This is a genomic window from Streptomyces sp. NPDC015345 (genome assembly GCF_043078805.1).
In the GTDB taxonomy this organism is placed as follows: Bacteria; Actinomycetota; Actinomycetes; order Streptomycetales; family Streptomycetaceae; genus Streptomyces.
In genome coordinates this window covers 331,226-356,750 of the sequence record NZ_JBIBTX010000009.1, presented here as the reverse complement: position 1 = coordinate 356,750, position 25,525 = coordinate 331,226, and the positions used below count along the sequence as shown (strand labels likewise).

Below are 25,525 nucleotides of genomic sequence, written 5' to 3'. Positions count from 1 at the left end.
ACTCTTTCGTGTCCGATTTCCTCGGTGCCTTTCCGGTTCCCGCTCCGGCCTTTCGGCTTTCGCGTTTCCCTTTCCGGCGGCTCCGACTTTATCAGAGATTCTGAGTCGGAATTCCCGCCCCGTTCGGGTTGGGCCCCTCGCACGTGAGTGCGCGGTGCTTCCCGGTTGGGCGGAGCCGTAAACCTAACGGAGCGGGGCGCCCCGATGCAAATCGAGGCGCCCCGCTCCGTGGATCGCGCGGTCAGGAGGGTCAGACCTCCACGACGACCGGCAGGATCATCGGGCGTCGGCGGTAGTTGTCCGAGACCCACTTGCCCAGCGTGCGGCGGATGAGTTGCTGCAGCTGGTGGGGCTCGACGACGCCGTCCTGGGCCGACTTCTCCAGGACTTCCTGGATCTTCGGGGTGACGGTGGTGAAGACCCCGTCGTCGATGCCCGAGCCGCGAGCCTGGATGTGGGGACCGCCGGTGATCTTGCCGGTGCTGGAGTCCACCACGACGAAGACCGAGATGATGCCCTCGTCCCCGAGGATCTTGCGGTCCTTCAGCGCGGGCTCGCCGACATCACCGACGGAGAGGCCGTCGACGTACACGTATCCGGCCTGGACCTTGCCGACGATCTTGGCCTTGCCCTCGATGAGGTCGACGACGACGCCGTCCTCGGCGATGACGATCCGGTCGTGCGGGACGCCGGTGAGGGCGCCGAGCTCGGCGTTGGCGCGCAGGTGGCGCCATTCGCCGTGGACCGGCATCAGGTTCTTGGGCTTGCAGATGTTGTAGAAGTACAGCAGCTCGCCGGCCGAGGCGTGGCCGGAGACGTGCACCTTCGCGTTGCCCTTGTGGACGACGTTGGCGCCCCAGCGGGTCAGGCCGTTGATCACGCGGTAGACCGCGTTCTCGTTCCCGGGGATCAGGGACGACGCCAGGATCACCGTGTCGCCCTGGACGATGCGGATCTGGTGGTCGCGGTTGGCCATGCGGGACAGCGCGGCCATCGGCTCGCCCTGGGAACCCGTGCAGACCAGGACGACCTCGCTGTCGGGCAGGTCGTCGAGGGTCTTGACGTCGACGACGAGGCCCGGCGGCACGCGCAGATAGCCGAGGTCGCGGGCGATGCCCATGTTGCGGACCATCGAGCGGCCGACGAAGGCCACTCTGCGGCCGTACTCGTGGGCGGCGTCCAGGATCTGCTGGATGCGGTGCACGTGGCTGGCGAAGCTGGCCACGATGATGCGCTTCTGGGCACCGGCGAAGACACCGCGGATCACGTTCGAGATGTCGCGCTCGGGCGGCACGAAGCCCGGGACCTCGGCGTTCGTCGAGTCGGAGAGGAGAAGGTCGATGCCTTCCTCGCTCAGCCGCGCGAACGCGTGCAGGTCGGTCAGGCGGCCGTCCATCGGCAGCTGGTCCATCTTGAAGTCGCCGGTGGCGACGACCATGCCCGCGGGAGTGCGGATGGCGACGGCCAGGGCGTCCGGGATGGAGTGGTTGACCGCGATGAACTCGCAGTCGAACGGGCCCAGGTGCTCGCGGTCGCCCTCGACGACCTCGAGCGTGTACGGACGGATGCGGTGCTCCTGGAGCTTCGCCTCGATCAGCGCGAGGGTCAGCTTGGAGCCGATCAGCGGGATGTCCGGCTTCTCGCGCAGGAGATAGGGGACGCCACCGATGTGGTCCTCGTGGCCGTGCGTGAGGACGATGCCCTCGATGTCGTCGAGGCGGTCCCTGATGGACGTGAAGTCCGGCAGGATCAGGTCGATTCCGGGCTGCTCCTCCTCCGGGAAGAGCACTCCGCAGTCGACGATCAGCAGGCGACCGTTGTACTCGAAGACGGTCATGTTGCGACCGATCTCGCCGAGGCCACCGAGCGGGGTGACCCGCAGGCCGCCCTTCGGGAGCTTCGGCGGGGCGCCGAGTTCAGGATGCGGATGACTCAAAAGACTCTCCTCACCACGCGCGCCACGTACCTCCGGGGCACGTGGCGCGTATGACGTTCGTGCAGTAGCAGTTGTTGTTCGGGACGTATTCAGTTGTGAAGTCTGTGGTTAAAGCTGTACCCCGCCGGCCGCGAGGTCGATCTTGAGCTGTGCCGTCTCCTCGGGCGTCAGCTCCACCATCGGCAGGCGGAGTGGACCGGCGGGGCGGCCCTGGAGGGCGAGCGCCGCCTTCGTCGTGATCACGCCCTGCGTGCGGAACATGCCGGTGAAGACCGGGAGCAGCTTCTGGTGGATCTCCGTGGCCTTCTGGACGTCGCCCGTGAGGTGCGCCTCCAGCATCGCGCGCAGTTCGGGCGTGACGACGTGGCCGACGACGGAGACAAAGCCGCATGCGCCGACCGAAAGGAGCGGGAGGTTCAGCATGTCGTCGCCGGAGTACCAGGCGAGGCCCGAGCGGGCGATGGCCCAGCTGGCGCGGCCGAGGTCGCCCTTGGCGTCCTTGTTGGCGACGATGCGGGGGTGCTCGGCGAGGCGGACGATCGTCTCGGTGTTGATCGGGACGCCGCTACGACCCGGGATGTCGTACAGCATGACCGGCAGGCCGGTGCTGTCGGCGATCGCCGTGAAGTGCCGGAGCAGGCCCTCTTGCGGGGGCTTGTTGTAGTACGGCGTGACAGTAAGCAGGCCGTGGGCGCCGGCCTGCTCGGCGGCGCGGGCGAGCTCGATGCTGTGGCGGGTGTCGTTGGTGCCGACGCCCGCGACGACGTGGGCGCGGTCTCCGACGGCGTCCAGTACGGCTCGTACGAGATCGTTTTTCTCCGCGTCACTGACGGTCGGGGACTCACCGGTGGTGCCGTTGATGACGAGGCCGTCATTGCCTGCGTCCACCAGGTGGGCGGCGAGCTGCTGCGCGCCGTCGAGGTCGAGTGCGCCGTCCGCCTTGAAGGGCGTGACCATGGCGGTGAGGACCCTCCCGAAGGGGGTCTGCGGAGTGGAGGTCGGAGCCATGGGTAACACGCTACTCGCTGCTCAGCGCGGGGTCCCCCCTCGGGGGACGTGAGCGGGCCTGTCAAGTGAGGACCCGGCACTGCCTGCTCGGGGGTTCAAGCAGTGCCGGATCCGTTTGATCAGGCTAGATGAACTTCACGAAGTGCCGCAATACGGACACTTCGCTCCGCGCATCCGTACATCAGTGCCTTACGGCGCCACGCGTCCGTTCTTGTTGAAGGCCGCATGGGTGAGCGGCATCAGTTCCGCCCAGTGCTGCTCCATCTTCTCGCCGACCATCTCGATCTCCCGCTGCGGGAAGGAGGGGACCTTCGCGAGCTCGTGCTGCGTGCGGAGGCCAAGGAAGTGCATCAGCGAACGGGCGTTGCACGTCGCGTACATCGAGGAGTAGAGCCCGACGGGGAGCACCGCGCGGGCGACCTCGCGGGCCACGCCGGCGGCGAGCATCTCCTGGTACGCCTCGTACGCGTGGCGGTAGGAGTCCTCCATGACGCGGCCCGTCAGCTCCTGCTGGGCCTGCGTGCCCTCCACGAAGACGTACTTGCCGGGGCGGCCTTCCTGGACCAGCTTGCGGGACTCGTCGGGGACGTAGAAGACGGGCTCCAGCTCCCTGTAGCGCCCCGATTCCTCGTTGTACGACCAGCCGACTCGGTGCCGCATGAACTCGCGGAAGACGAAGATGGGGGCGCTGATGAAGAACGTCATCGAGTTGTGCTCGAAGGGGCTGCCGTGGCGGTCCCGCATCAGGTAGTTGATCAGGCCCTTGGAGCGCTCCGGGTCCTTCTGGAGCTCGTCGAGCGACTGCTCGCCCGCAGTGGAGACCCGGGCGGCCCACAGGACGTCTGAGTCGGTTGCGGCGTGCTTCACGAGCTCGACGGTGACCTCGCTGCGGAAGCTGGGCTTGAGGTCTTCGGTGGGGGTCTCGCTCACAGGCGGGGGTCCTTCCATGTGCATCACTCGGGCGGCGCCCACTCTATGGCCCGGCACCGACAATCGGCCGTTCGGTGACCCGCCACGACATTCTTCGACTAATTTGCCGAAACAGGGCACCTTTTGGGCGATTCGATCGTCTATCCAGTCGAGAGACAACGTTCGAGACCCGTGAGGAGAAGCGCGCCCCATGTTCCGTCGGCGAGAGCCCGTCCCGTTCGCCTTCATCGCCGAAGCCGACAAGTTCCGCAGCAACGTCACTCCCCCACCCCGTGAGCGCGCGTCGGCCAGTCAGATCGCGGGCCGCACGCTCATCGGCCTGACCGTCGTGGCCGGTCTCGTGGGATCCCTGCTCTTCGGGATGCCCGCCATGTCCGCCGATCAGTCACCCGCCCGGACACAGCAGTCCGAGGCCTCGGACGGTCGCTGACCTGGCCGGTCCGGAGCACTCGTCCGGACCCCCGAGGGTGGTAGCGGGGGACGCGGCTCGATAGCCTCACCGGGCACAGCCCATGCGTGGATCGAGTGAGGATCAGCCCGTGCCCCTGCCTTTCCTGACCGCGGACCGCGCTTTCGACGACGCGGCGCTCGACGACGCGCTGCCCTTCGACGACCGCGATCAATGGCGGCGCCCCTACCGTCCGGGGCCCTGGCGGGTGGGCGTCGCCGCACTTCTGCTGCTGCTCGCCTCGTACATCCTCTTCGCCGCGGTGATCATCGCGTTCGCGGACAGGCTCGCGGGTGCCGCGATCTGCGCGGGCCTCGCGCTGCTCATCGTCGCGGGCGCCCTGCGGCTGCTGCGCGTGGGCACCTGGGTGAGCGCGCGCGGAGTGCGCAGGGTCGGCTTCCTGAGGACGCGGACCGTGCCGTGGGAGCAGGTCGAGGCCGTGCGGACCGCTCAGCAGCCGGTGCGGTGGCTCGGGCTGCCCCGCACGGTGCAGGGGCAGGCCCTCATCCTCGTACGCCGGGGTGCGGCGGGCGACGGGCAGCAGTTGTTGCTGACCGATCGGAACGCCGACTTCCTGGCGCGGCACGAGGCGTTCAACCGGGCGGCCGACTCCATCGAGGTGTGGGCCGACGAGTACCGCGCCACGGCGTGAGCCGCGGCCCCACCCTGCGCTAGACGTTCACCGGCTTGCCCGCGTGCAGGGCGATGGCGCGTTGCATCGCCTTTCGCGCGCGCGGGGTGTCCCTGGCGTCGTGGTAGGCGACGGCCAGGCGGAACCAGCAGCGCCAGTCGTCCGGCGCGTCCTCGGTCTCGGCCTTGCGGCGGGCGAACACCTCGTCGGCCGAGTCACGGTCGATGCGGCCGCCGGGGGTGCGCTTCAACTCGTCGACGGGGAGGCCGCCTTCGGCCTCCAGTTCGGCGGCGAGGCGGTTGGCGCGCTGGACGAACTGAGTGTTCTTCCAGAGGAACCAGACGCCGATGACCGGCAGGATCAGCACCGCGACCCCGAAGGTGACGGTGAGCGCGGTGCCGTGCTGTATCAGGAGCACGCCGCGGCTGCCGACCAGGACGAAGTAGACGACCAGGACGGCAGCCGTGACGGCATAGGTGATCTTCGCTCGCATGGGTTCGCTTCCCGGCTCAGCCGAGGTCCAGGAAGTGTTCCAGGCCAAAGGTCAGCCCCGGGGTGCTCACCACGCGGCGCGCGCCGAGCAGGATGCCCGGCATGAAGCTGCTGTGGTGCAGCGAGTCGTGGCGGACGGTCAGGGTCTCCCCCTCGCCGCCGAGCAGGACCTCCTGGTGGGCCAGGAGGCCGCGCAGGCGCACGGAGTGGACCCGTACGCCGTCGACGTCCGCGCCGCGGGCGCCGTCCAGGGCCGTCGTCGTGGCGTCGGGCTGCGGGGCGCTGCCCGCCTGCCTGCGGGCCTCGGCGATGAGCTGGGCGGTGCGCGAGGCGGTGCCGCTCGGGGCGTCGGCCTTGTTCGGGTGGTGCAGCTCGACGACCTCGACGGACTCGAAGTAGGGCGCCGCGATCTGCGCGAACCTCATCGTCAGGACGGCGCCGATGGAGAAGTTCGGGGCGATGAGCACGCCCGTCCCCGGGGACGCGGCCAGCGCCTCCCGCAGCCGCGCGAGGCGCTCGTCGGTCCACCCCGTCGTGCCGACCACGGCGTGGATGCCGTGCCGTACGCAGTAGTCGAGGTTGTCCATCACCGAGTCGGGGTGGGTCAGCTCGACCGCGACCTGGGCGCGGGCCTTCGCCAGTGACTCCAGCTCGTCGCCCCGGCCGAGGGCGGCGACCAGTTCCATGTCGTCGGCGGCCTCGACGGCCTTCACGGCCTCGGAGCCGATGCGGCCCTTGGCGCCGATGACCGCCACGCGCAGCTTGCTCATGTCCTTCATTCCTTACGGGAGTTGGGCCCTGTCGTGGCTAGGCGACCGCTTCGTGGAGGCGGGCCGCCTGCTTGTCCTTGAGCGGGCCGATGGCCGACAGGGACGGACGGTGGCCGAGCAGGTCGCGGGCCACTTCACGCACCTCGTCGGGGGTGACCGCCGAGATCTTGGCCAGCATCTCGTCGACCGACATGTGCTCGCCCCAGCAGAGCTCGCTCTTGCCGATGCGGTTCATCAGGGCGCCGGTGTCCTCCAGGCCGAGGACGGTGGAGCCCGCGAGCTGGCCGATGGCGCGCCCGATCTCGTCGTCCGTGAGGCCGTGCTCCGCGACCTGGTCCAGCTCGTCGCGGCAGATCTTCAGGACGTCGTGCACCTGGCTGGGGCGGCAGCCCGCGTACACACCGAAGAGGCCGGTGTCGGCGAAGCCCGAGGTGTACGAGTACACGCTGTAGGCGAGGCCCCGCTTCTCCCGCACCTCCTGGAAGAGGCGCGAGGACATGCCGCCGCCGAGCGCGGTGTTCAGCACGCCGAGGGCCCAGCGGCGCTCGTCGGTGCGGGCGAGGCCCGGCATGCCGAGGATGACGTGGGCCTGCTCGGTCTTGCGGTTGATGACCTCGACGCGGCCCGCGGTGCGCAGCGCTCGGGAGCCCTGGCGCGGGGGCATCGGGGTGGCGTCGGTGCGTGTGAGGGCGCCGGCCTTCTCGAAGGCGGCACGGACCTGGCGTACGACCTTGTTGTGGTCGACGTTGCCCGCGGCGGCGACGACCAGGCGCGTCGGGTCGTAGTGCTTCTTGTAGAAGCGGCGGATGCGGTCGGCGGTGAGGGCGTTGATCGTCTCCTCGGTGCCGAGGACCGGGCGGCCGAGGGGGGTGTCGCCGAGCATCGTGTGCGCGAACAGGTCGTGCACGCAGTCGCCCGGGTCGTCCTCGGTCATCGCGATCTCTTCGAGGATGACGCCGCGCTCGGCGTCGACGTCCTCCTGGAGGATCAGGGAGCCCGTCAGCATGTCGCAGACGACGTCGATGGCGAGCGGCAGGTCGGTGTCGAGCACGCGTGCGTAGTAGCAGGTGTACTCCTTCGCCGTGAAGGCGTTCATCTCGCCGCCGACCGCGTCGAGCGCGGAGGAGATGTCGAGGGCGCTGCGCTTCTTGGTGCCCTTGAAGAGGAGGTGCTCCAGGTAGTGCGTGGCGCCGTTCAGCGACGGGGTCTCGTCGCGTGAGCCGACGCCGGCCCAGATCCCGAAGGTCGCCGAGCGGACGGAGGGCAGGGTCTCCGTGACGACGCGCAGGCCTCCGGGGAGGGTCGTCCTGCGGACCGTGCCGATGCCGTGCTCGCCCTTGATGAGGGTTTGGGTACGGGCGACGGCCCGCGCCTCCGAGGAGGTGCGGGCCGTCGTCGTGGTGCTACGCGACGTCACTTGTCGGTGTCGTCCTTCTTGTCGGCGGCCTGCTCGTCGCCCTCTTCGCCGTCGATGACGGGGATGAGGGAGAGCTTGCCGCGGGAGTCGATCTCGGCGATCTCGACCTGGACCTTCTGGCCCACGCCGACGACGTCCTCGACGTTCTCCACGCGCTTGCCGCCGGCGAGCTTGCGGATCTGCGAGATGTGCAGCAGACCGTCCTTGCCCGGCATGAGCGAGACGAACGCACCGAAGGTCGTCGTCTTCACGACGGTGCCCAGGTAGCGCTCGCCGACCTCCGGCATGGTCGGGTTGGCGATGCCGTTGATCGTGGCGCGGGCGGCCTCGGCGGCCGGGCCGTCGGCGGCACCGATGTAGATGGTGCCGTCGTCCTCGATCGTGATGTCGGCGCCGGTGTCCTCCTGGATCTGGTTGATCATCTTGCCCTTGGGGCCGATGACCTCACCGATCTTGTCCACGGGGATCTTGACCGTGATGATCCGCGGGGCGTTCGGGGACATCTCGTCCGGGACGTCGATGGCCTCGTTCATGACGTCCAGGATGTGCAGACGCGCGTCACGGGCCTGCTTCAGCGCGGCGGCCAGGACCGAGGCGGGGATGCCGTCGAGCTTGGTGTCGAGCTGGAGCGCGGTCACGAACTGCTTCGTGCCGGCGACCTTGAAGTCCATGTCGCCGAAGGCGTCCTCCGCACCGAGGATGTCGGTGAGGGTGACGTAGTGCGTCTCGCCGTCGATCTCCTGCGAGATCAGACCCATGGCGATACCGGCGACGGCGGCCTTCAGCGGCACACCGGCGTTCAGCAGCGACATGGTGGAGGCGCAGACGGAGCCCATGGACGTCGAGCCGTTGGAGCTGAGCGCCTCGGACACCTGACGGATCGCGTAGGGGAACTCCTCGCGCGTCGGCAGCACCGGCACGAGCGCGCGCTCGGCGAGGGCGCCGTGGCCGATCTCGCGGCGCTTCGGGGAGCCGACGCGGCCGGTCTCGCCGGTGGAGTACGGCGGGAAGTTGTAGTTGTGCATGTAGCGCTTGCGCGTCACCGGGGACAGCGTGTCGAGCTGCTGCTCCATCCGGAGCATGTTCAGCGTCGTGACACCCAGGATCTGGGTCTCGCCACGCTCGAACAGCGCCGAGCCGTGCACGCGCGGAATGGCCTCGACCTCGGCGGCGAGGGTGCGGATGTCGGTGACACCGCGCCCGTCGATGCGCTTCTTCTCCTTGATGACGCGCTCACGGACCAGGGTCTTGGTCAGCGAGCGGTACGCGGCGGAGATCTCCTTCTCGCGGCCCTCGAACTCCGGGAGGAGCTTCTCGCCGGCCAGCGCCTTGACGCGGTCCAGCTCGGTCTCGCGCTCCTGCTTGCCGGCGATGGTGAGCGCCTGGGCGAGCTCGGTCCTGACCGCGGCGGTCAGGGCCTCCAGGACGTCGTCCTCGTAGTCGAGGAAGACCGGGAACTCGCCGGTGGGCTTGGCGGCCTTGGCGGCGAGGTCCGACTGCGCCTTGCAGAGGGCCTTGATGAAGGGCTTCGAGGCCTCGAGACCGGCGGCCACGACCTCCTCGGTCGGCGCCTCGGCGCCGCCCTTGACGAGCTCGATGGTCTTCTCGGTGGCCTCGGCCTCGACCATCATGATCGCGACGTCGCCGTCCTCAAGGACGCGACCGGCGACCACCATGTCGAAGACGGCGTCCTCGAGCTCGGTGTGCGTCGGGAAGGCGACCCACTGGCCCTTGATGAGCGCCACGCGCGTGCCGCCGATCGGGCCCGAGAAGGGCAGGCCGGCCAGCTGCGTGGAGCAGGAGGCGGCGTTGATCGCGACCACGTCGTACAGGTGGTCGGGGTTGAGCGCCATGATCGTCTCGACGACCTGGATCTCGTTGCGCAAGCCCTTCTTGAAGGAAGGACGCAGCGGGCGGTCGATCAGGCGGCACGTGAGGATCGCGTCCTCGGACGGGCGGCCCTCACGACGGAAGAAGGAACCGGGGATCTTGCCTGCGGCGTACTGCCGCTCCTCGACGTCCACCGTGAGGGGGAAGAAGTCGAGCTGGTCCTTGGGCTTCTTGGACGCGGTGGTGGCCGAGAGGACCATCGTGTCGTCGTCCAGGTAGGCCACGGCGGAGCCGGCGGCCTGACGGGCCAGACGGCCCGTCTCGAAGCGGATGGTGCGGGTACCGAAGGTGCCGTTGTCGATGACGGCCTCGGCGTAGTGGGTCTCGTTCTCCACTGTTCTCCTACGTGTCTACGTTTCGTCTTCTCGCCCCTGGGCCCGTGTGGCCCGGAGGCGGTGTCCCCTCTGTCCTTCGTGGACCGGGACGGTGCGGAGAAGCGCGCCGTGTGTGCGGGCCGGTCTTCGATCGAAGCACCCGGGAACGTCTCCCGGGGGCCACTACCGAGGACCGGCGGCGGCTGGTGCGCCTCTCCCTCGTGGGGTCGTGCTGGTGTTGCTCGTGGTGCTCCTGGTACCCGTGTACGGGTACCCGCGCACCTCGGAGGATGTGCTTCCTGTCACCAGACTACAAAGCGTCGGTGACACCGCGCACGTACAGCAAAGGGAGCGGCCCCCTTCGAGTGCTTCGAGTGGGAACCGCTCCCTTCACGGCGTCTTACTTGGCGCCCGCCGCACCGCGACGGATGCCGAGGCGGTCAACCAGGGCACGGAAGCGCTGGATGTCCTTCTTGGCCAGGTACTGGAGAAGGCGGCGACGCTGGCCGACCAGGATCAGCAGACCACGACGGGAGTGGTGGTCGTGCTTGTGCGTCTTGAGGTGCTCGGTCAGGTCCGAGATACGACGCGAGAGCAGCGCGACCTGAACCTCGGGGGAGCCGGTGTCGCCCTCCTTCTGGCCGAACTCGGTCATGATCTGCTTCTTCGTAGCGGCGTCGAGCGACACGCGTACTCCTCGTGATGTCTTCGTGTGCCTCCGAGTGCCCCTGGTCTACATCTCAGGGGAGCTTCCGGGACTCGGGAGGCGGGGATGGGCCGTCGGGCGCGGGATCCGGCCACCGTGGGCCGGGAGCGCAGAAAGACGGTCGTCACACAGGGTACCAGTCGGCTTGTCCGGTTCCGACCGTGGGCCTTGTCCCGGTTCCGACCGTGGTCCCCGGGCGGGGAGCCCGCCCTCAGCCGCTGCTCTCGAATCCTCTCAGAGGAAGCGACGTGGGCGCCCTTGATCCCCTCGGCGGCCTTGTACGTCCACAGGGACTTTCCCGTGCGCGGGCCGTGTCGGCCCAGAGGCGCTCGCCGCTGGTCATGTCGTACGCCGACGCCGAGCGGGGTCCGCCTCTTCCTGTCCTCGGCGGCCGTGAGCCGGGACTGGATCAAGGGGACGGGGGTGGGCCGTCAGCTGGTCATCGCTCTGGCCTTGGCGTACACGTCGAAGACCGCGAGGGCCAGTGGCACCAACGTCAGCAGCACGAAGGCCTCGGCGATCTCCAGGAAGCGGCCCCAGAAGGGCGTCACACCGGTGCGCGAAGTGATGAGTCCGAGAGCCGTGACCAGCGCCACCGCCGCCGCGATGGCCGCGACGAGCCATACGGTGCGCAGATCGAGCGCGGCCGTGTCACCCGCCCGGGCGGCGCGCATGAGGCCCTGCGGAGGGTTGAGGCAGAGGCCGACGCCGAGCAGGACCAGGGAGGCGAGGCCGGCGCCCAGGGCGGAGCCGACCTGCGCGGTGTAGCGGAAGAGGTGGGCGCGCATCAGCATGGCGATGCCGGTGGCGAGGGCAAGGAGCTGCGCCCATGCGTCGTCGGAGAAGCCGAGGACGGCTGCCGAACCGATGGCCGACAAGGCACAGCCGCCGACCAGGCCGACGAGCAGCTCGTGACCGCGGCGCGCCTGGGCCGCGATGCGCTCGGCGTCGACGGGTTCCTGCTGGGCGGGCTCTGCGTCGTACCCACTGCGGCTGCCGTGCGGCGGCTCGAACCCGATGGGAAGGCGGGCGAACCGCATGGACAGTCCCGGCAGGAAAGCGAGGGCCCCGACGGCCGACGGGGCGCACAGGGCGGCTGTCTCGACGGGGGACAGCCGCCACAGCGCCGCGAGGAACGTCGCGAGCAGGCCCATGGCCGAGGCGAAGAGGCAGGCGACGAACGGGCCGTCCCCGCGGGGCGACACGAGGGTGAGGACCGTCGAAGCGACGAGCACGGCCGCGAAGGCGAGCAGGGCCTGGAGCCGGCCGATGCCGTGCCCCGCGGTGAGCGCCAGCAGTCCCGACCCGGCCACGGCGAGATTCGGCAGCGCGCCGAGACCAAGGGCCACCGACGCGGCGCGGTCGTCGTAGATCCGTGCCCGCACGGCGGAGAGGGTGAGCAGCAGGACACCCGCGACGGCGGCCAGGATTCCGGGGAGGCCGTGCATGTCATGGCGAGGGGCGGCCGTCCAGGCCACGAAGGCCAGGAGGGCCGACAGCACCGTGGTGCCGGTGAGGCCGGCGGCGCGCGTCAGGTCGCCGTTCCACAGCATGCGGTCGCGCGTCACCGCGGACGCGACCGCTTCGGACACGTCGTCGAACACGGCCGGCGGGAGCGACTCCGAGAAGGGGCGCAGCGTCAGCAGTTCGCCCTCAAGAATGCGCTGCGTGGCGAAGGAGCGGCCGCTGTCCAGGACGACGCCGTCTCGGCGTACGAGGTGGTAGCCGACCGGGGCGCCCTCAACCGGGCCTTGCCGGGACAGTCGCAGGATCTCCGGGTAGAGGTCGGCGACAGGGACGTCGTCGGGCAGCGACACGTCGATCCGGCTGTCCGGCGCGACGATGGTGACCCGGCAGAACCCGAACCCCGCGTTGGTCCCGGGCGCTGCGCCATGGCCGGGCTGTGCTGCTCCGCTGGTCGTCGCGGAGGCCGTCATGCTCACCTGCTGCTCCCCCTCAATCGCTGGCGCCGGTCCGGCTGTGCCGCATGACTGTGCCGCATGGTTGACCGCGTCACGCGGTGTATGAGCGCACCTGGCCGGATCTTGATCCCGCGTGTGGGCCCTGCGGCGTGAAGTCACAGGCGTATCCGCTCTGTTGCCCACACCGTCCCGCGGCTTGATTCACATACGTTCACGCGCGCATCGGCACCCTATCGCCCGCTCGTCCGCGTGCGTGTCAGTAGGATCAGCCGACGGTCACCGTTCGCCCGACACGGGGCGGCGGACGGAACACCGCGGTCGGCAAGGGATTTGGTGCCCAGTGAGCCACATCGTCGTCAAGCGCCCACCTCGGGCTCTGCCCTCGGCAGTGCCCGGCGATGAGGTGGTGTTGCAACCTCCGCCCGAGCTTCCACGGGACCAGCAGGAGGGCGCGATGATGCAGTTGCTGCCCATGCTCGGCATGGGTGGCTCCGTGGTCTTCTTCTTCATGCCCAATTCGCATCCGTTCATGAAGATCATGGGCATGGTCATGGTCGCCTCGACGGTGGCCATGTCGGTGGCCATGCTCATCCGCTACCGGCGCGGCAGCCAGGGGCAGTTGGCCGATCTCCGGCGCGACTACCTGCGGTACCTGCAGCAGACCCGGCGCGCGGCGCGGGACACCGCGAAGGCTCAGCGCGACGCGCAGTACTACCTCCACCCCTCACCCGAGCAGCTGTGGGCGCTGGTCGCCGAGGGCAGCCGGGTCTGGGAACGCCGCGTCGGCGACGAGGACTTCGGGCAGGTGCGCGTCGGTCTCGGCCCGCAGGAGCTCGCCACTCCCCTCGTCCCGCCGCAGACCGCTCCGGTGGACGAGCTGGAGCCGCTCACCGCGGGCGCGATGCAGCGCTTCCTCGCCGCGCACAGCACGCTCGAAGACCTCCCGATGGCCGTCTCGCTGCGCGCCTTCTACCACGTGACGATCAGCGGGGACCCGGAGACGGCGCGCGGTACGGCCCGTGCGCTCACCGCGTCGCTCGCCTCGCTGCACTCCCCGCAGGACCTGGTGATCGCCGTCGGTGCGGGCCGGTCCGCGGCGCCCGCCTGGGAGTGGGCCAAGTGGCTGCCGCACAGTCAGATGCCGGGTGCCGCGGACGGGGCCGGCAGCCGCCGTCTCATCACCGGTGACCCGACGGGGCTGGAGAGCATGCTCGCCGCCCGGCTCCAGGGCCGTCCCCGCTTCCACCCGGAGGGCGACCCGCTGCCGGAGGAGCCGCACATCGTCGTCGTACTCGATGGCCTGTCGCTGCCTCCGCTGTCGGCCCTGGCCTCGCCCGAGGGGCTACAAGGCGTGACGGTCGTGGAGGTGGTCCCGGGAGAACTGGCCGAGGGGCGCGGAGGCCTGTCGCTCGCGGTACGTCCGGGGTCGATGCGGATCGAGTCGGGCCACGGCCTGGTCTACGAGGGCACACCCGACGTCCTGTCCTACGAAGGGGCCGAGGCGCTGGCCCGCCAACTCGCGCCGCTGCGCGTGCCCTCCGGGGGCGACGAGGCCGAACCCCTGCTCGCCAACCTGGAGTTCACCGACCTGCTGAACCTGGGCGACGCCGATTCGGTGGACACCAGCCGGACGTGGCGCCCGCGCACCCAGGCGGAGCGGCTGCGCGTCCCCATCGGTGTCGGCGAGGACGGCCGTCCCGTGATGCTCGACCTCAAGGAGGCCGCGCAGGAGGGCATGGGCCCGCACGGTCTGTGCGTCGGCGCCACCGGCTCCGGAAAGTCGGAGCTGCTGCGCACCCTGGTGCTCGGCCTCGCCGTGACGCACTCCTCCGAGACCCTGAACTTCGTGCTCGCCGACTTCAAGGGCGGCGCCACCTTCGCCGGCATGGCGCAGATGCCGCACGTCGCCGCGGTCATCACCAACCTGGCGGACGATCTGACGCTGGTCGACCGCATGGGTGACTCCATCCGGGGCGAGCTGAACCGGCGTCAGGAACTGCTGCGGGACGCGGGCAACTACGCGAACATCCACGACTACGAGAAGGCGCGGGTGGCGGGCGCCCCGCTCCAGTCCATCCCCTCCCTGGTCCTGGTGATCGACGAGTTCAGCGAACTCCTCACCGCCAAGCCGGATTTCATCGACATGTTCGTCCAGATCGGCCGCATCGGCCGCTCCCTCGGCGTGCACCTGCTGCTCGCCTCGCAACGCCTGGAGGAGGGGCGGCTCCGCGGGCTGGAGACGTACCTGTCGTACCGCGTCGGGCTGCGCACCTTCTCCGCCGCCGAGTCGCGCGCCGCGCTCGGTGTGCCGGACGCCTACCACCTGCCGAACGTTCCCGGCTCCGGCTACCTCAAGTTCGGCACGGACGAGATGGTGCGGTTCAAGGCGGCGTACGTCTCAGGCGTCTACCGCTCCGGATCGGCGCAGGCCGCGGCCCTCGGCGGACCGCGCCCCGTGGACCGCCGCCCGGTGCTGTTCACGGCGGCCGAGGTGCCGGTGCGGTACGGGACCCCGCCGATGCCCTCACCGCGTGCCGCGGCGGACCCCGGCACTCCGGACACCGATGACGCGCTCGCCGACACCGTGCTCGACGTCATCGTGCGCCGCCTGGAGGCACAGGGTCCCGCCGCCCACCAGGTGTGGCTGCCGCCGCTGGAGAGCCCGCCGCCGCTGGACACGCTGCTCACGGGTCTCACCGCCGTCGAAGGTCGCGGACTCACCCAGCCCGGTTACGCGGGGGCCGGACGCCTCGTCGTACCACTGGGCCTGGTCGACAAGCCGTACGAGCAGCGTCGCGAACCCCTGTGGTGCGACTTCTCCGGCGCGGCGGGTCACATGCAGATCGTCGGCGGCCCCCAGTCCGGCAAGTCGACCCTCCTGCGCTCGCTGATGGCGGCTTTCGCCCTCACCCACACACCGTACGAAGTGCAGCTCTACGGACTCGACTTCGGCGGCGGAGGCATGGCGTCCGTCGCCGGACTCCCCCACGTCGGCGGGGTCGCCTCGCGTCTCGACCCCGAGCGGGTGCGGCGCACGCTCGCCGAGGTGTACGGCGTACTGACCCGCCGCGAGGAGTACTTCCGTACGGCGGGCATCGCGTCGATCGCCGACTTCCGGGCCTGCCGGGCGCGCGGCGAGATCTCGGTGACGGACCAGCCGTGGGGTGACGTCTTCCTGATCATCGACGGATGGGGCAACTTCCGTTCCGAGTACGAAGGTCTGGAACCCGCCGTGCTCGACATCGCGGCCCGCGGTCTCGGCTACGGCGTCCACCTGATCCTCACCGCGTCCCGCTCCATGGAGGTCCGCGCCAACCTCAAGGACCACCTCATGAACCGCCTCGAACTGCGGCTCGGCGACACCATGGACTCCGAGTTCGACCGCAAGGTCGCGGCGAACGTCCCCGCCGGTGTCCCCGGCCGAGGCCAGACGCCGCAGAAGCAGCACTTCATGGCGGCCGTGCCCCGCATCGACGGGCTCTCCTCCGACACGGACCTCGCCGACGCGACGGCCGCGCTCACCGCCGAGGTCTCCCGCCACTGGACGGAGCCCGGCGCCCCGGCGGTCCGCCTGCTGCCGCGCGAACTTCCGGCCGAACAGCTGCCTCCGGGCCACGTGTTCCCCGAGAGGGGCATCTCCTTCGCCCTCGACGAGAACAACCTCGAACCGGTCTTCGTGGACTTCGAACAGGACCCGTTCTTCCTCGTCTTCGGCGAGAGCGAGTCGGGCAAGTCCAACCTGCTCAGGCTGCTCATCAAGCGGCTGACGGAGCGCTACAGCGGTGACGTCTGCAAGCTCTTCGTGGTCGACAACCGCCGCACCCTCCTCGACGCCGCCCCGGCCTCCCACCTGGCCGAGTACATCCCCATGTCCAACACCATGGACCACCACATGGCCGCGCTGGCCGACCTGATCCAGCGGCGTACCCCGACGGCGGACGTCACCGCGCGGCAGCTCCGCGAGCGCAGTTGGTGGCGGGGCCCGACGGTGTACGTGATCGTCGACGACTACGACCTGGTGTCCACCTCCAGCGGCAACCCGCTGGGGGCCCTCACCGAGCTGCTCCCCTTCGCCCGGGACGTGGGCGTCCGCTTCATCATCGCCCGCTCGACGGCGGGCGCGGGGCGTGCGGCGTACGAGCCGTTCATGCAGCGGATGAAGGAACTGGGCGCGCAGGGAGTGGTCCTGGCCGGCGACCCGGACGAGGGCGACATCCTGGGCGGTGTACGGCCGCGTCCGATGCCGGCCGGGCGAGGGATCTTCGTGTCACGCCGACGGGGGAAGCCGATGGTGCAGACGGGGCTGGTGGCCGGTGAGCACTGAGGCCGCCGCCGGCGCCGAACCCCAGGCGCCTCGGGCCTTGCCGGCCTCCGGCGCTCACGGTCCTTGCCAACCTCTGAACAGGGACGGAGTGCCCCAAGTAGGGTGAGTCCACAGCAGTTTCGTACGTTGTGAAGGGACCCTTCCGCCATGACCGACGCCCCCGACACCGAGGCGCAGACCAAGGCCCGCAAGGAACGCGAGAAGGAGGAGCTCTACGCCCTCGACATCTCCGGCGTCGAGTGGCGCAGCGCTCCCGGCACCGAGCAGCACGAGGAGCGGGTCGAGATCGCGGATCTGCCCGGTGGCGCGGTGGCGATGCGGTCGTCGCTGGAGCCGGAGACGGTACTGCGGTACACCGAGGCGGAGTGGCGGGCGTTTGTGCTGGGGGCGCGGGACGGGGAGTTCGACCTGGAGCCGTCTTCGCGTAATGGCGGGCTCCCCGCGGAGTGAAGTGAGGCACGGCGCCCCCCCTCGGGGGACGTGAAGGGGTGGACGCCTCCCGCGCGCGTCCACCCCTGCAACACGTCCTACGACTGCCTTCTCCTCCCGCAGTCGCGCGGGCTCACTGGAAGTAGCTGGCACCCTTGAGGTCGCCGCCGCGGTAATCGCCGCCGGCCTGGCCGACCTTCTGGCCGATCTCCACAAGGGCCCGGTGGATGGCCTCGGCGTGCTTGTCCCATTCCTTCTGCTTGACGGTGTACGCCGTGTGGGCCTCGCCCTCCCAGCCCTCGGCCACCTTGGCCACGGCGCGCTTGATGTCGGCGAGGTCGGCTTCGAGCTGCTTGGCCTGGATGCCGAGTTCGGTGGTGATGGCGTCAAGGCCGCCGTACTTGACGGCGAGCTCGTCGAGGTGAACGTTTGCCATGCCTGCCCCGTTTCTCAGTGGTTGATTCTTGCTCAGTGCTCCGGCGCTCAGTAGCTGCTGATGGCCGAGTGCTTGCCGCCGTACTGGACGTCGATGCTGTTCATCGTCGACTGGACCTGATCCTCAAGGCCGTCCACGAGCTTCTCGTTGCCGCTGATGCCTTCGAGGAAGTCCACCAGGATGTTGCCGATCGCCCGCATGTGCTCGTTGATCTCGGTCTGCTTCTTGTCGAAGGCATGCGCTCCGATACCCCGCCAGTTGCCCTCCATCGTGTCGAGCGTGCCCTGGAGACGCTTGAGCTGCTTCTGGACCGAGTCGTACTTGCCCACGATCTCTTTCTTCAGAAGTGCCACTTGCTGGTTGTTCAACTTCTGGCCTTCAGCCACGGTGGGGCTCCCTTCATGGTCCTTCGTTGGGATGTATCAGTGGGTGCCGAGTTCAGGCTCCGCGCCGTGCGCGCACCGCGGCGTAGCCGCCCCCGCAGAGCACGGCGACAGCGGCGAGGCCGCCGCCGATGAGCCAGATCCGGGAGGAGTCGTCGCCGTCCGAGGACTTCGCCGCGGTGGCTTGTTGCTCGCCTGAGGCGCCCTTCTGCGCGGGCGGTGCGGACGCGGCGGGCGCGGAGGCGGAAGGAGCGGCGCTGTCCTCGCCGGTCTCCGCGACCGCGGTCTTCTTATTCGTGATCGGGTCGACGTCCGCAGGGCCGGGCTTGCCTTCGCCCTTCACGACATTGCGGGCCGGGCGGATCAGCCCGTACCCGAGATAGTCACTGGGCTCGTCCTTGGGCCAGTCGCGTCCCGCGGTGTCGATGAGGACGCGGAGAACTTGGTTGGCGGTCCACTCGGGGTGCTTGGACCAGACGAGGGCGGCGGAGGCGGAGGCGATGGCGGTGGCGGAGCTGGTGCCGCCACCGCCTTCTTGGCAGTAGGAGCGGAAGGTTGCGTCGCACCAGTGGGGGATGCCCCGGCCCGGTGCGGCGAGATCCACATAGGCGCCGAACTCCGAGTACTTGGACACTCTGCCGGATCGATCAGCAGCGGAGACTCCCGTGACCTGAGGATACGCTGCGGGGTACCCGATGAAGTTCTTCTTCTCCGCGTCGTTCCCTACGCCCGCGAACATCAACTTACCCTTCGAAGCGGCGTACTCCACTGCCGCCTTTTCCTCCGGATATATGAAGTCGCTGCCGAAGGACATGTTGATGATTCGTGCGTCGCTGTCCGCGGCGGCACGAATAGCTTCGGCGCTGTCGCTTTCCTTCTGACCGTCGAGGGTGGTGCGGAAAGAGATGACCTCCGCTCCAGGTGCCAGCCCCTTGAGCCCTCCGTCTCGGCCCGAACCCACAATCAGCTCCGCCATGGTCGTCCCATGACTGTCATAGTCGTCCAGCGCTCCCCCTGGCTTACCCGTTACGTCCTTTCCAGACGTCACACGGCCTTTGAGGGAGGGCGTCACCGAAACACCGGAGTCGACGACGGCGACTTTGATGCCCTTACCCGTGCTCTTCTTCCACAGGTCATCAGCACTCATCGCCTCCAAGTACCACTGCTTCGGCTGGACATCGTGCGCAACCGCGCCCGGAGCCAGTCCGACAGACAGGAGAGCCAGCACACCGACGACCGAGCCACCGGCAGTGATCCGTCCCCGCCCTCCCCGTGGAGACGACGTGCGTCGCCTGCCGCCTCGGCTGAACCCTGCATTCATGCCCTGCATGTCCTCGCTCACGACTGGTTGACCACTGGCGGCGCAGACCGCGGCCCAGAGGGGGCAAGGGTCTCTTCGTCCTCGACCGACCGGTCGGGGCATCGGGCGTCCTCATCGCCTTCTTCGTGAGGGTTCCGCTGTTCGCCGCTGGGGGCGCGCACCAGACCGGTCCCGCCCACGGTGAAGCCGTTTCTGCTCACTGACTCCGCAGAGATGCGGCCCTTAGGCGCGCCGACCACGCTTTCAGGGCTGCTGAGGGCCCGACGAGGCGTCTGCCCTCTATTACCCCCCTGCGGCCTTGCGCCCACTACTCCTCGCTGTCCTGCACCGGCGTTCTCCGTTGAGGCGGTACGCGGTCCCTGACCGCCGATGACGGGGCCGCGCGATGCCCTGGGCCCGGCCGAGCCGAACGCAGGCCCCGAGTGTGGACGTCCTCCGACTACGCCCTGGGAGCGAGCCGCGCCAGTGGGATTCGGGCCGCCTGGGCTCAAGCCAGGCGTTCCAAGGGGCCGTGGCGTTCCACCGGTGACACTGCGTCCGACCGGTGGCTGCCCAGTTACTGCCTGCCCACTGACGTTCCGCCCCTGAGCAGTCGGGTGAGCAGTCGGGCCACTGGGTCCAGTCGGCCCTAGAGGGGCACGACCAGGGCCACTCCCGGGGCCGGTGAAGCCGCTCTGACCTGTTCGGCCCTGCGGAATGAACGGGCTCGGGCTGTTCGTACCCCCCGTAGGGCGAGGGATACGTGCCGTCGGGCCGCTGATCGAGGGGTGGGGGCGGTTCCGCCCCACGGGAGGTCCCCACGTGGTGTCATTCGCCACCGGGCCGGACGGCGGAGTCTGGGCCACAGGGGCAGGGTTAACCGTCTGCGGAGGCAACGTGTTGACGCTGTCTATCTCCGTACCAACAGAACGAACGGGAGGGGTGACGGGGCCTCGCGCGTCCTCGCCGTACGGCAAGGAGGCATCTGAGCCGACGGGGCCGGTGGGCGCGACGTCAGCCGAGGGCTGAGGCGCCGAATGTGTTCCGCCGGGGCCCGCGGTGGAATAGGCGCCACTTCCCTCGCCGCCGGGCAGGAATGGACTCCGCTGCGGCCTCGGCACGCCCACCTTCGGCATCGCCGAAAAGGTAGGCGGCTCCTCCCGCCGCATCCCGTCTTGTGACACCAGATAGAACGACGCCAACCGATTCATCTGGTTGATCGCCTCCTGGCGATGCTGCTCCGCCTTGACAGCGGCGCCATATTCCTCGTTCCCCTCGACCCTCTTCGGGGAGGGAATGTCTTCGACAGTCTTGGGGTCGGCGCGGCTGTCACGCGGAGGCATGGAGCTGCGCACGGACGCCAAGCCCGCACCGGCCGAAGCCAAATGCACACTCGCGGCGCCGGCGAAGTCGGAGAGCTTGTGGGTGTCCTTGACCAGGTTCTTGCCCCACTTACGGAACGCCTGGCCCGCCTCGCCCTCCCAGTCGACCCGGTCGATGTGCCCGCTCAACTCCGTGGCAGCGGCAGCGATCGCGTCGCGCGCCTTCTTGAGCGCTTCACCCGCGCTCTCCAGATCGCCCGGCTTGGCCTGCTCGACCAAGTCGATCATGTCGTTGAGACGGTGTCCCTCGAAGCCCATCATGTCCACCCGGCATCGGACTTGTCGCTGCCGTGGCCACCCTGCTGCTCATCGGGTCTGCCACCGCGTTCGCGTCCGGTGGCTCCCTGCTCCCGGCCCACCTGCGTCTGGATGGCCCAGAATCGTTGCCGCAGATCGTCTTCAAGGTTGTCGAAACCGACGTCCGCGCCGTGCACAGCGATCCCCATTGCCTCGATCTGTTGACTGAGCGTCTTTGAGAGCGAGGTCAGTCGTTCGTGTACCTGGTCGTACTGCGAGTAGAGCCCGTCTGCCTCCGGAAAGGCGCTGCCAGTACCGCTGAAGGAGGCGCGGGAGACCTTTTGTGTCCCGACCTTCGACGAGCTGCCCGCCGAACCCTCGAACTCCCTGAGGAGCGTGTCGATGCGCCGCCGGAACGTCTTCAACGCTTCCAGTCCGCGCCTGACATCAGCACCTGACGGCGGCGCGCCACCCCCGTGCCCGTCCGTAGGAAGCACTAGGCCTTCCCTCCCGTTACCTGCCAGCCCGATCCTGTCGTGATCGCGGTGGCTGGTGGTCACTTGTCCCGCCCCTGTCACTCTAGTCACACCCTGTAAGGCGACCAACCAAGCTCATCGCCCGCACGGTTGGGAATCGGCCAAAGCTGGCCCCTGTGTCTTCGTGAAAACACATCCACACACCGCGCCTCGGCATTGAGAGACCTACTTCAGGCCAACGGCGCGTCCCTGCCGGTGGACCCGCGCATGCTGCTGGCGCAACGCACGCAGTCCGCTCACCATCAGCCGCAGCACGCACAATGCCACCACCGCGCCCCCCAAGCGACGTGCTCCCTACTCAACTCATATAAGTACGCCTACTCAGCCAGCCGGTCACAACTGTCGCTACGATCACGGGCGTTCAAGTATCCCAGCGGAGCTGGCCCTCCGGGGTACATCAGCCCCGTACGGAACACTCGAGGGAGGGAGACCACGTATGGCGTGGGATGAGTGGGAGCAGCTCAAAGCCAGTGTGGCCGAGCGCCACCCCACACAGATGCACCTCAACCAGGGCCCATCCGCTCAGGGCGGTTCCGGTGGAGAGGGAGGTGGAGGTGCCGGAACCCTCAAGCACACGGGCGGGCCGTGGACCCGCGCCGCGCGAACGGCCAACGACCTGGGAACCAGCACCGCGCAAGCGAAGACAGATCTGCGGTCTGGGCACGTCGGCGTTGCGGCCGCCTCCGAGGGACTGGCGAGCCTAGGCGCGTTGAAAGCCGTCCTCACCTCCTGGGAGAAGCGACTGACCACGGTGCGGGCGGAATGCGATTCCCTCGAGCCAAAACTGCGACAGGTCGCCAAGGACATGGGCGAGGTCGATGTCAAGGTGGGCGCCAAGACGGACTCGGTCCAGGTGCCTGACCCCAGAAGGGAAAGGTGAGCGCCGTGTTGACCTGGCAACGCCTGCGCGACCTGAAGCTTTCCGAGCTGGATGACGCGGGGGACGGGTGGGGCACGGTGTCCGAACGCGCCGACGCCAACCGGGTGCGCGTCGAGGCGGAGATGACGGGTGCGCTCCTGAAGACGCAGGACAGTGAATCCGCAAGGTCTGCTGCCCGCCGCCTCAAACGCCTGGGACGCAACTACGAGTACATCCACACCGAGTGCGGATTGATCCGCTCGACGGTGAACGGACTTTCGCACGAGCTGAGCGCTCCTCAGCGACGTCTGAAGGAGGCGCTGGATGACGCTGCCTCACTGTCTTACACCGTGCACAACGACGGAAGCGTCACTTATCCCGCCGGCGGTGAAAATACTGTCACCGGCAAGCAGATCCCGGGAGGCATTGCCTTCGGGAACTACTACTTGCTTGAATACCCGCTTGACAGCAATGGCCTGCACCAACCGGGCTTCGATCGAGGAACACCGAGACCACCCAGCCTTAACCCTCACCAGGCAAAAGCTCAGGACATAGCTGACCGTATCGCTCGCGCCCTGCATGAGGCACAGGAGATCGATGCACGTTTTAGTGAAACACTCCGCAAGCTCAAGGCCGAGCCAGGCCTGAAGGTCGATGCGAGTACGTGGACGGACGCCGCCAAGGACGCGGAGGCGGTACGTGAAGTCGCGGATGCATACCTTGCAGAGGACATCCCTCAGGACAAGTCACCGGCCGAACGGAAGGCATGGTGGGATGGCCTGAGCAAGGAACAACGCGAGGAATATGTCGCCGTCTACCCCAATATCATCGGCAATCTTGATGGAATCCCGGCCAGTGTCAGGCATGAGGCCAACCTTGAGAATTTGAATCTGCTCATAGGAGAGATGGAAGGAAGGAACGACGAAAAGGCCCGGACCCAGCTGGCCGGCCTGCAGGAAATCGATCGAAAGCTGGAAGAGAACGAAAAGCTGCGCCTCAAGCACCCCAAGGAACCGCCCATGCTCCTGCTCGGCATCGGCGGAGAGGGAGGAGGCAGGGCAATTGTCGCTTACGGTAACCCTGATACCTCGAAGAATGTCTCGGCCTATGTTCCCGGCCTCGGCACCGCGCTGGACAAGGACTTCGTGAACAACGACGTCGCCAAGCGGGCCCACGACACAGCCATGGGGGCGCGTGAGATCGATCCTTCCAGTGCGGCGATCGTCTGGCTCGGCTATGACGCACCGCAGGTCGGCCCGGACTCCGAAAGTATTCTGGGCAACTTGGCGGTCGCGAAAGACGATAACGCGAAGTTGGGCGCGCCCGCCTACAACAGCTTCATGAGCGGCCTTGGCGCAACCAACCAGCATGATGACCCTCACCTCACAGCCATTGGTCACTCCTACGGTTCCCGCACAGTCGGAGCAGCCGCCCAGGCGGAGGGCGGCATCCCGGGCGCCGATGACATCCTCTTCGTCGGCAGTCCTGGCGTGGGAGTGGACAGAGCCGAGGATCTCGGTGTCGGCAGGGACCACGTCTTCGTCGGTGCTGCGGACAACGATGCGGTTACTCATGTTCCTTCCAGGCAGCAGGCTTTGGCCGGGACCATGGGACTCCTCGGCGGCCCCTACACCTCCTATCTGGCCGGGGACATGGCCGACCGGGGAGACGACGATCTCTGGTTCGGAAGGGACCCGGCCAGCGAAGCTTTCGGAGCCACGCGTTTCAGAGTCGATGACGGCCCGCTCCCCTTCGCCGCCGGGAGCGGACCGATCGACGCCCACTCGAACTACTTCGACCCCGCACAGGTGACGAACGGCGGGGACCCCGAGTCTGCGGCAAATATCGCAGCCGTGGTCGCAGGCCGTCCCGACCTCTTGACCACGGAGCAACATCGATGAAGTTCCGCTTGCTCATCACGGTGTTCGCGACCCTGTCCTTGGCCGGCTGCAGCGTTACGAACAACACGGCAGACACCAAAACCAGGAGCACACAGACCCGCATGGACATGCAAGAGGCCGCAGATCGCGCGGATGAAATCCTTGACACGACGATGGAAGCGATCAAACCGTCTGTCAAATGGGACCGTAATGCGCCACGCAGCGGCCCCTGTGCTGATTTCAAGAACGATTCAACCGGAAGGGGCGATGTAAAACAGAGCCGATATGTCTTGACGATCATCTCCCCTGAACGCCGCGGTAGCTTCATCGGAGTTGTGGAGCGGCATTGGAAGAAGAACGGCTACAAAATCACCTCGGTTCGTGACAGCAAGGACATGCCGGCCATCTTCGCCTCGACCCCTGACGGCTTCGGTCTCGCCCTGAAGATTGGCTACAAGGGCCAGGCGTTCTTTGATGTTTCGTCACCCTGCGTGACTGAATCCAAGGTCGACGATCCCACCACGGAAACCCTCGACCCGGACGACCCAGCCTCCAAGGGTCTCCCCTATCTCCACTCCGACTTCTGGTCAGCGGCCACACCTGCCTCCTGAAAGAGCATCCGCGCTCCCCCGCCGGGTCCGAGACACTGATAGGCGTCTCCGCGGCCCGTGTACACGGAACCCATCGACGTCCGCGTCGCGTGTCTCGTACTGCCGCTCCTGTCCCGCCGGGCCCCGCCACCGGTACCGCCGCACCCACGGCTACCTACGTGGCGACACGTGCCGTGCCCTCCTCCGAGGTCACCGACCTGCAACCTGGCGGGAGTTGGAGCTTCCGCCTGAGTGAGGACCTCTGCAGAGGTAGGGGTCTCGATCGGGTCGTCATCCTCCGTCAGGGTACGAACCGGGTCCCCCACGCCCAGCCGACCTCGGCGCAGTGGCCCCCCAGAGGGACGGTCGAGATCATGTCGACGCGACGATCACCCGCCACAGGCCGAGCGCCCTGCCCACCGCCCGGCATATGGGACAGGGGGCCACTTGTCAGAGAAGTCGCCCCCCGCCAGGAATGCCACCACCGGCACCAATGGGGCCCGCCCTACCTCTGAGTCCCGAAGCGTTCCGGGAAACGTCGATTACGTTCCAGCGAAATCGAGCCTCCTACCGCACTACCGCAAGGCAAGGGAAGTGATCGAACGGTGAAACTGGTGCAACAGTGAAGTCAACTATCCTCCGGGGGGCAGTCTGCAGGATGGCTCTGGCACTTCCGCTTCTCGCCATGGGTTGTTCAAGCGACCC

The 25,525-nt window shown here is 68.3% G+C and carries 20 protein-coding genes; 7 read left to right on the top strand and 13 right to left on the bottom strand.

The window, feature by feature from the left end:
- Positions 1 to 250: 250 nt before the first annotated feature.
- The 3 genes from ACF062_RS32930 to thyX form a co-directional block, all read right to left on the bottom strand.
- Entirely contained in the window at positions 251 to 1,936 is a 1,686-nt protein-coding gene (locus tag ACF062_RS32930) for a ribonuclease J (RefSeq protein WP_223777133.1), read from the bottom strand.
- Positions 1,937 to 2,044: 108 nt separating this feature from the next.
- The gene (dapA, locus tag ACF062_RS32925) at positions 2,045 to 2,944 is read right to left on the bottom strand and encodes a 4-hydroxy-tetrahydrodipicolinate synthase (protein ID WP_223777132.1); all 900 of its coding nucleotides are present in this window, start codon (positions 2,942 to 2,944) and stop codon (positions 2,045 to 2,047) included.
- Positions 2,945 to 3,133: 189 nt separating this feature from the next.
- Positions 3,134 to 3,874, bottom strand: a complete 741-nt coding sequence (gene thyX / locus ACF062_RS32920; RefSeq protein ID WP_223777131.1) for an FAD-dependent thymidylate synthase — start codon at positions 3,872 to 3,874, stop codon at positions 3,134 to 3,136.
- 190 nt (positions 3,875 to 4,064) lie between these two features.
- Between thyX and ACF062_RS32915 the strand changes: the two genes are divergently transcribed.
- Together ACF062_RS32915 and ACF062_RS32910 are read left to right on the top strand one after the other, a co-directional pair.
- On the top strand, positions 4,065 to 4,304 hold the full coding sequence (locus ACF062_RS32915; protein WP_223777130.1) for a hypothetical protein: 240 nt from the start codon (positions 4,065 to 4,067) through the stop codon (positions 4,302 to 4,304).
- Between the two features lie 109 nt (positions 4,305 to 4,413).
- A complete protein-coding gene (locus ACF062_RS32910; protein ID WP_392143247.1) occupies positions 4,414 to 4,974 on the top strand; it encodes a PH domain-containing protein in 561 nt (186 codons plus the stop codon).
- A 19-nt stretch (positions 4,975 to 4,993) separates the two neighbouring features.
- Here ACF062_RS32910 and ACF062_RS32905 read toward each other — a convergent pair whose 3' ends face one another.
- The 6 genes from ACF062_RS32905 to eccD all read right to left on the bottom strand — a co-directional run bounded on the left by ACF062_RS32905 (position 4,994) and on the right by eccD (position 12,485).
- On the bottom strand, positions 4,994 to 5,446 hold the full coding sequence (locus ACF062_RS32905) for a hypothetical protein (protein ID WP_223777128.1): 453 nt from the start codon (positions 5,444 to 5,446) through the stop codon (positions 4,994 to 4,996).
- A 16-nt stretch (positions 5,447 to 5,462) separates the two neighbouring features.
- Positions 5,463 to 6,215, bottom strand: coding sequence for a 4-hydroxy-tetrahydrodipicolinate reductase (dapB, locus tag ACF062_RS32900; RefSeq protein ID WP_392143246.1), 753 nt, complete (start codon positions 6,213 to 6,215; stop codon positions 5,463 to 5,465).
- 37 nt (positions 6,216 to 6,252) lie between these two features.
- Positions 6,253 to 7,632 (bottom strand): M16 family metallopeptidase, encoded by a 1,380-nt coding sequence (locus ACF062_RS32895; RefSeq protein ID WP_392143245.1) that lies wholly within the window; start codon positions 7,630 to 7,632, stop codon positions 6,253 to 6,255.
- Positions 7,629 to 9,857 carry a polyribonucleotide nucleotidyltransferase gene (locus tag ACF062_RS32890; RefSeq protein WP_223777125.1) on the bottom strand — a complete coding sequence of 743 codons (2,229 nt, stop codon included), beginning with the start codon at positions 9,855 to 9,857 and terminating at the stop codon, positions 7,629 to 7,631. Before ACF062_RS32890 ends, ACF062_RS32895 begins: the two co-directional genes overlap by 4 nt.
- A 379-nt stretch (positions 9,858 to 10,236) precedes the next feature.
- The gene (rpsO, locus tag ACF062_RS32885) at positions 10,237 to 10,524 is read right to left on the bottom strand and encodes a 30S ribosomal protein S15 (RefSeq protein WP_030363216.1); all 288 of its coding nucleotides are present in this window, start codon (positions 10,522 to 10,524) and stop codon (positions 10,237 to 10,239) included.
- A gap of 449 nt (positions 10,525 to 10,973) precedes the next feature.
- Positions 10,974 to 12,485 carry a type VII secretion integral membrane protein EccD gene (eccD, locus tag ACF062_RS32880; RefSeq protein WP_392143244.1) on the bottom strand — a complete coding sequence of 504 codons (1,512 nt, stop codon included), beginning with the start codon at positions 12,483 to 12,485 and terminating at the stop codon, positions 10,974 to 10,976.
- Positions 12,486 to 12,804: 319 nt separating this feature from the next.
- Between eccD and eccCa the strand changes: the two genes are divergently transcribed.
- A complete protein-coding gene (eccCa, locus tag ACF062_RS32875) occupies positions 12,805 to 16,788 on the top strand; it encodes a type VII secretion protein EccCa (RefSeq protein WP_392143243.1) in 3,984 nt (1,327 codons plus the stop codon).
- A 147-nt stretch (positions 16,789 to 16,935) separates the two neighbouring features.
- Complete coding sequence (locus ACF062_RS32870; RefSeq protein WP_392143242.1) at positions 16,936 to 17,238, top strand: DUF397 domain-containing protein; 303 nt, start codon at positions 16,936 to 16,938, stop codon at positions 17,236 to 17,238.
- Positions 17,239 to 17,350: 112 nt separating this feature from the next.
- On the opposite strand, the gene ACF062_RS32865 is transcribed toward ACF062_RS32870, so the two are convergent.
- The 4 genes from ACF062_RS32865 to ACF062_RS32850 form a co-directional block, all read right to left on the bottom strand.
- Complete coding sequence (locus ACF062_RS32865; RefSeq protein WP_392143241.1) at positions 17,351 to 17,653, bottom strand: WXG100 family type VII secretion target; 303 nt, start codon at positions 17,651 to 17,653, stop codon at positions 17,351 to 17,353.
- A gap of 47 nt (positions 17,654 to 17,700) precedes the next feature.
- Complete coding sequence (locus ACF062_RS32860; RefSeq protein ID WP_230903069.1) at positions 17,701 to 18,006, bottom strand: WXG100 family type VII secretion target; 306 nt, start codon at positions 18,004 to 18,006, stop codon at positions 17,701 to 17,703.
- Positions 18,007 to 18,091: 85 nt separating this feature from the next.
- On the bottom strand, positions 18,092 to 19,183 hold the full coding sequence (locus ACF062_RS32855) for a S8 family serine peptidase (RefSeq protein ID WP_392143240.1): 1,092 nt from the start codon (positions 19,181 to 19,183) through the stop codon (positions 18,092 to 18,094).
- A 1,792-nt stretch (positions 19,184 to 20,975) separates the two neighbouring features.
- Positions 20,976 to 21,515: a hypothetical protein gene (locus tag ACF062_RS32850; protein WP_392143239.1), complete on the bottom strand. Its 540-nt coding sequence runs from the start codon at positions 21,513 to 21,515 to the stop codon at positions 20,976 to 20,978.
- Between the two features lie 412 nt (positions 21,516 to 21,927).
- On the opposite strand from ACF062_RS32850, the gene ACF062_RS32845 reads away from it, so the two are divergent.
- The 3 genes from ACF062_RS32845 to ACF062_RS32835 are packed head-to-tail and all read left to right on the top strand — an operon-like array spanning position 21,928 to position 24,841.
- Positions 21,928 to 22,371 carry an amino acid ABC transporter permease gene (locus ACF062_RS32845; protein WP_392143238.1) on the top strand — a complete coding sequence of 148 codons (444 nt, stop codon included), beginning with the start codon at positions 21,928 to 21,930 and terminating at the stop codon, positions 22,369 to 22,371.
- Entirely contained in the window at positions 22,368 to 24,251 is a 1,884-nt protein-coding gene (locus tag ACF062_RS32840; protein ID WP_392143237.1) for an alpha/beta hydrolase, read from the top strand. Before ACF062_RS32845 ends, ACF062_RS32840 begins: the two co-directional genes overlap by 4 nt.
- The gene (locus tag ACF062_RS32835; RefSeq protein ID WP_392143236.1) at positions 24,248 to 24,841 is read left to right on the top strand and encodes a hypothetical protein; all 594 of its coding nucleotides are present in this window, start codon (positions 24,248 to 24,250) and stop codon (positions 24,839 to 24,841) included. Before ACF062_RS32840 ends, ACF062_RS32835 begins: the two co-directional genes overlap by 4 nt.
- The last annotated feature ends 684 nt before the right edge of the window (positions 24,842 to 25,525 follow it).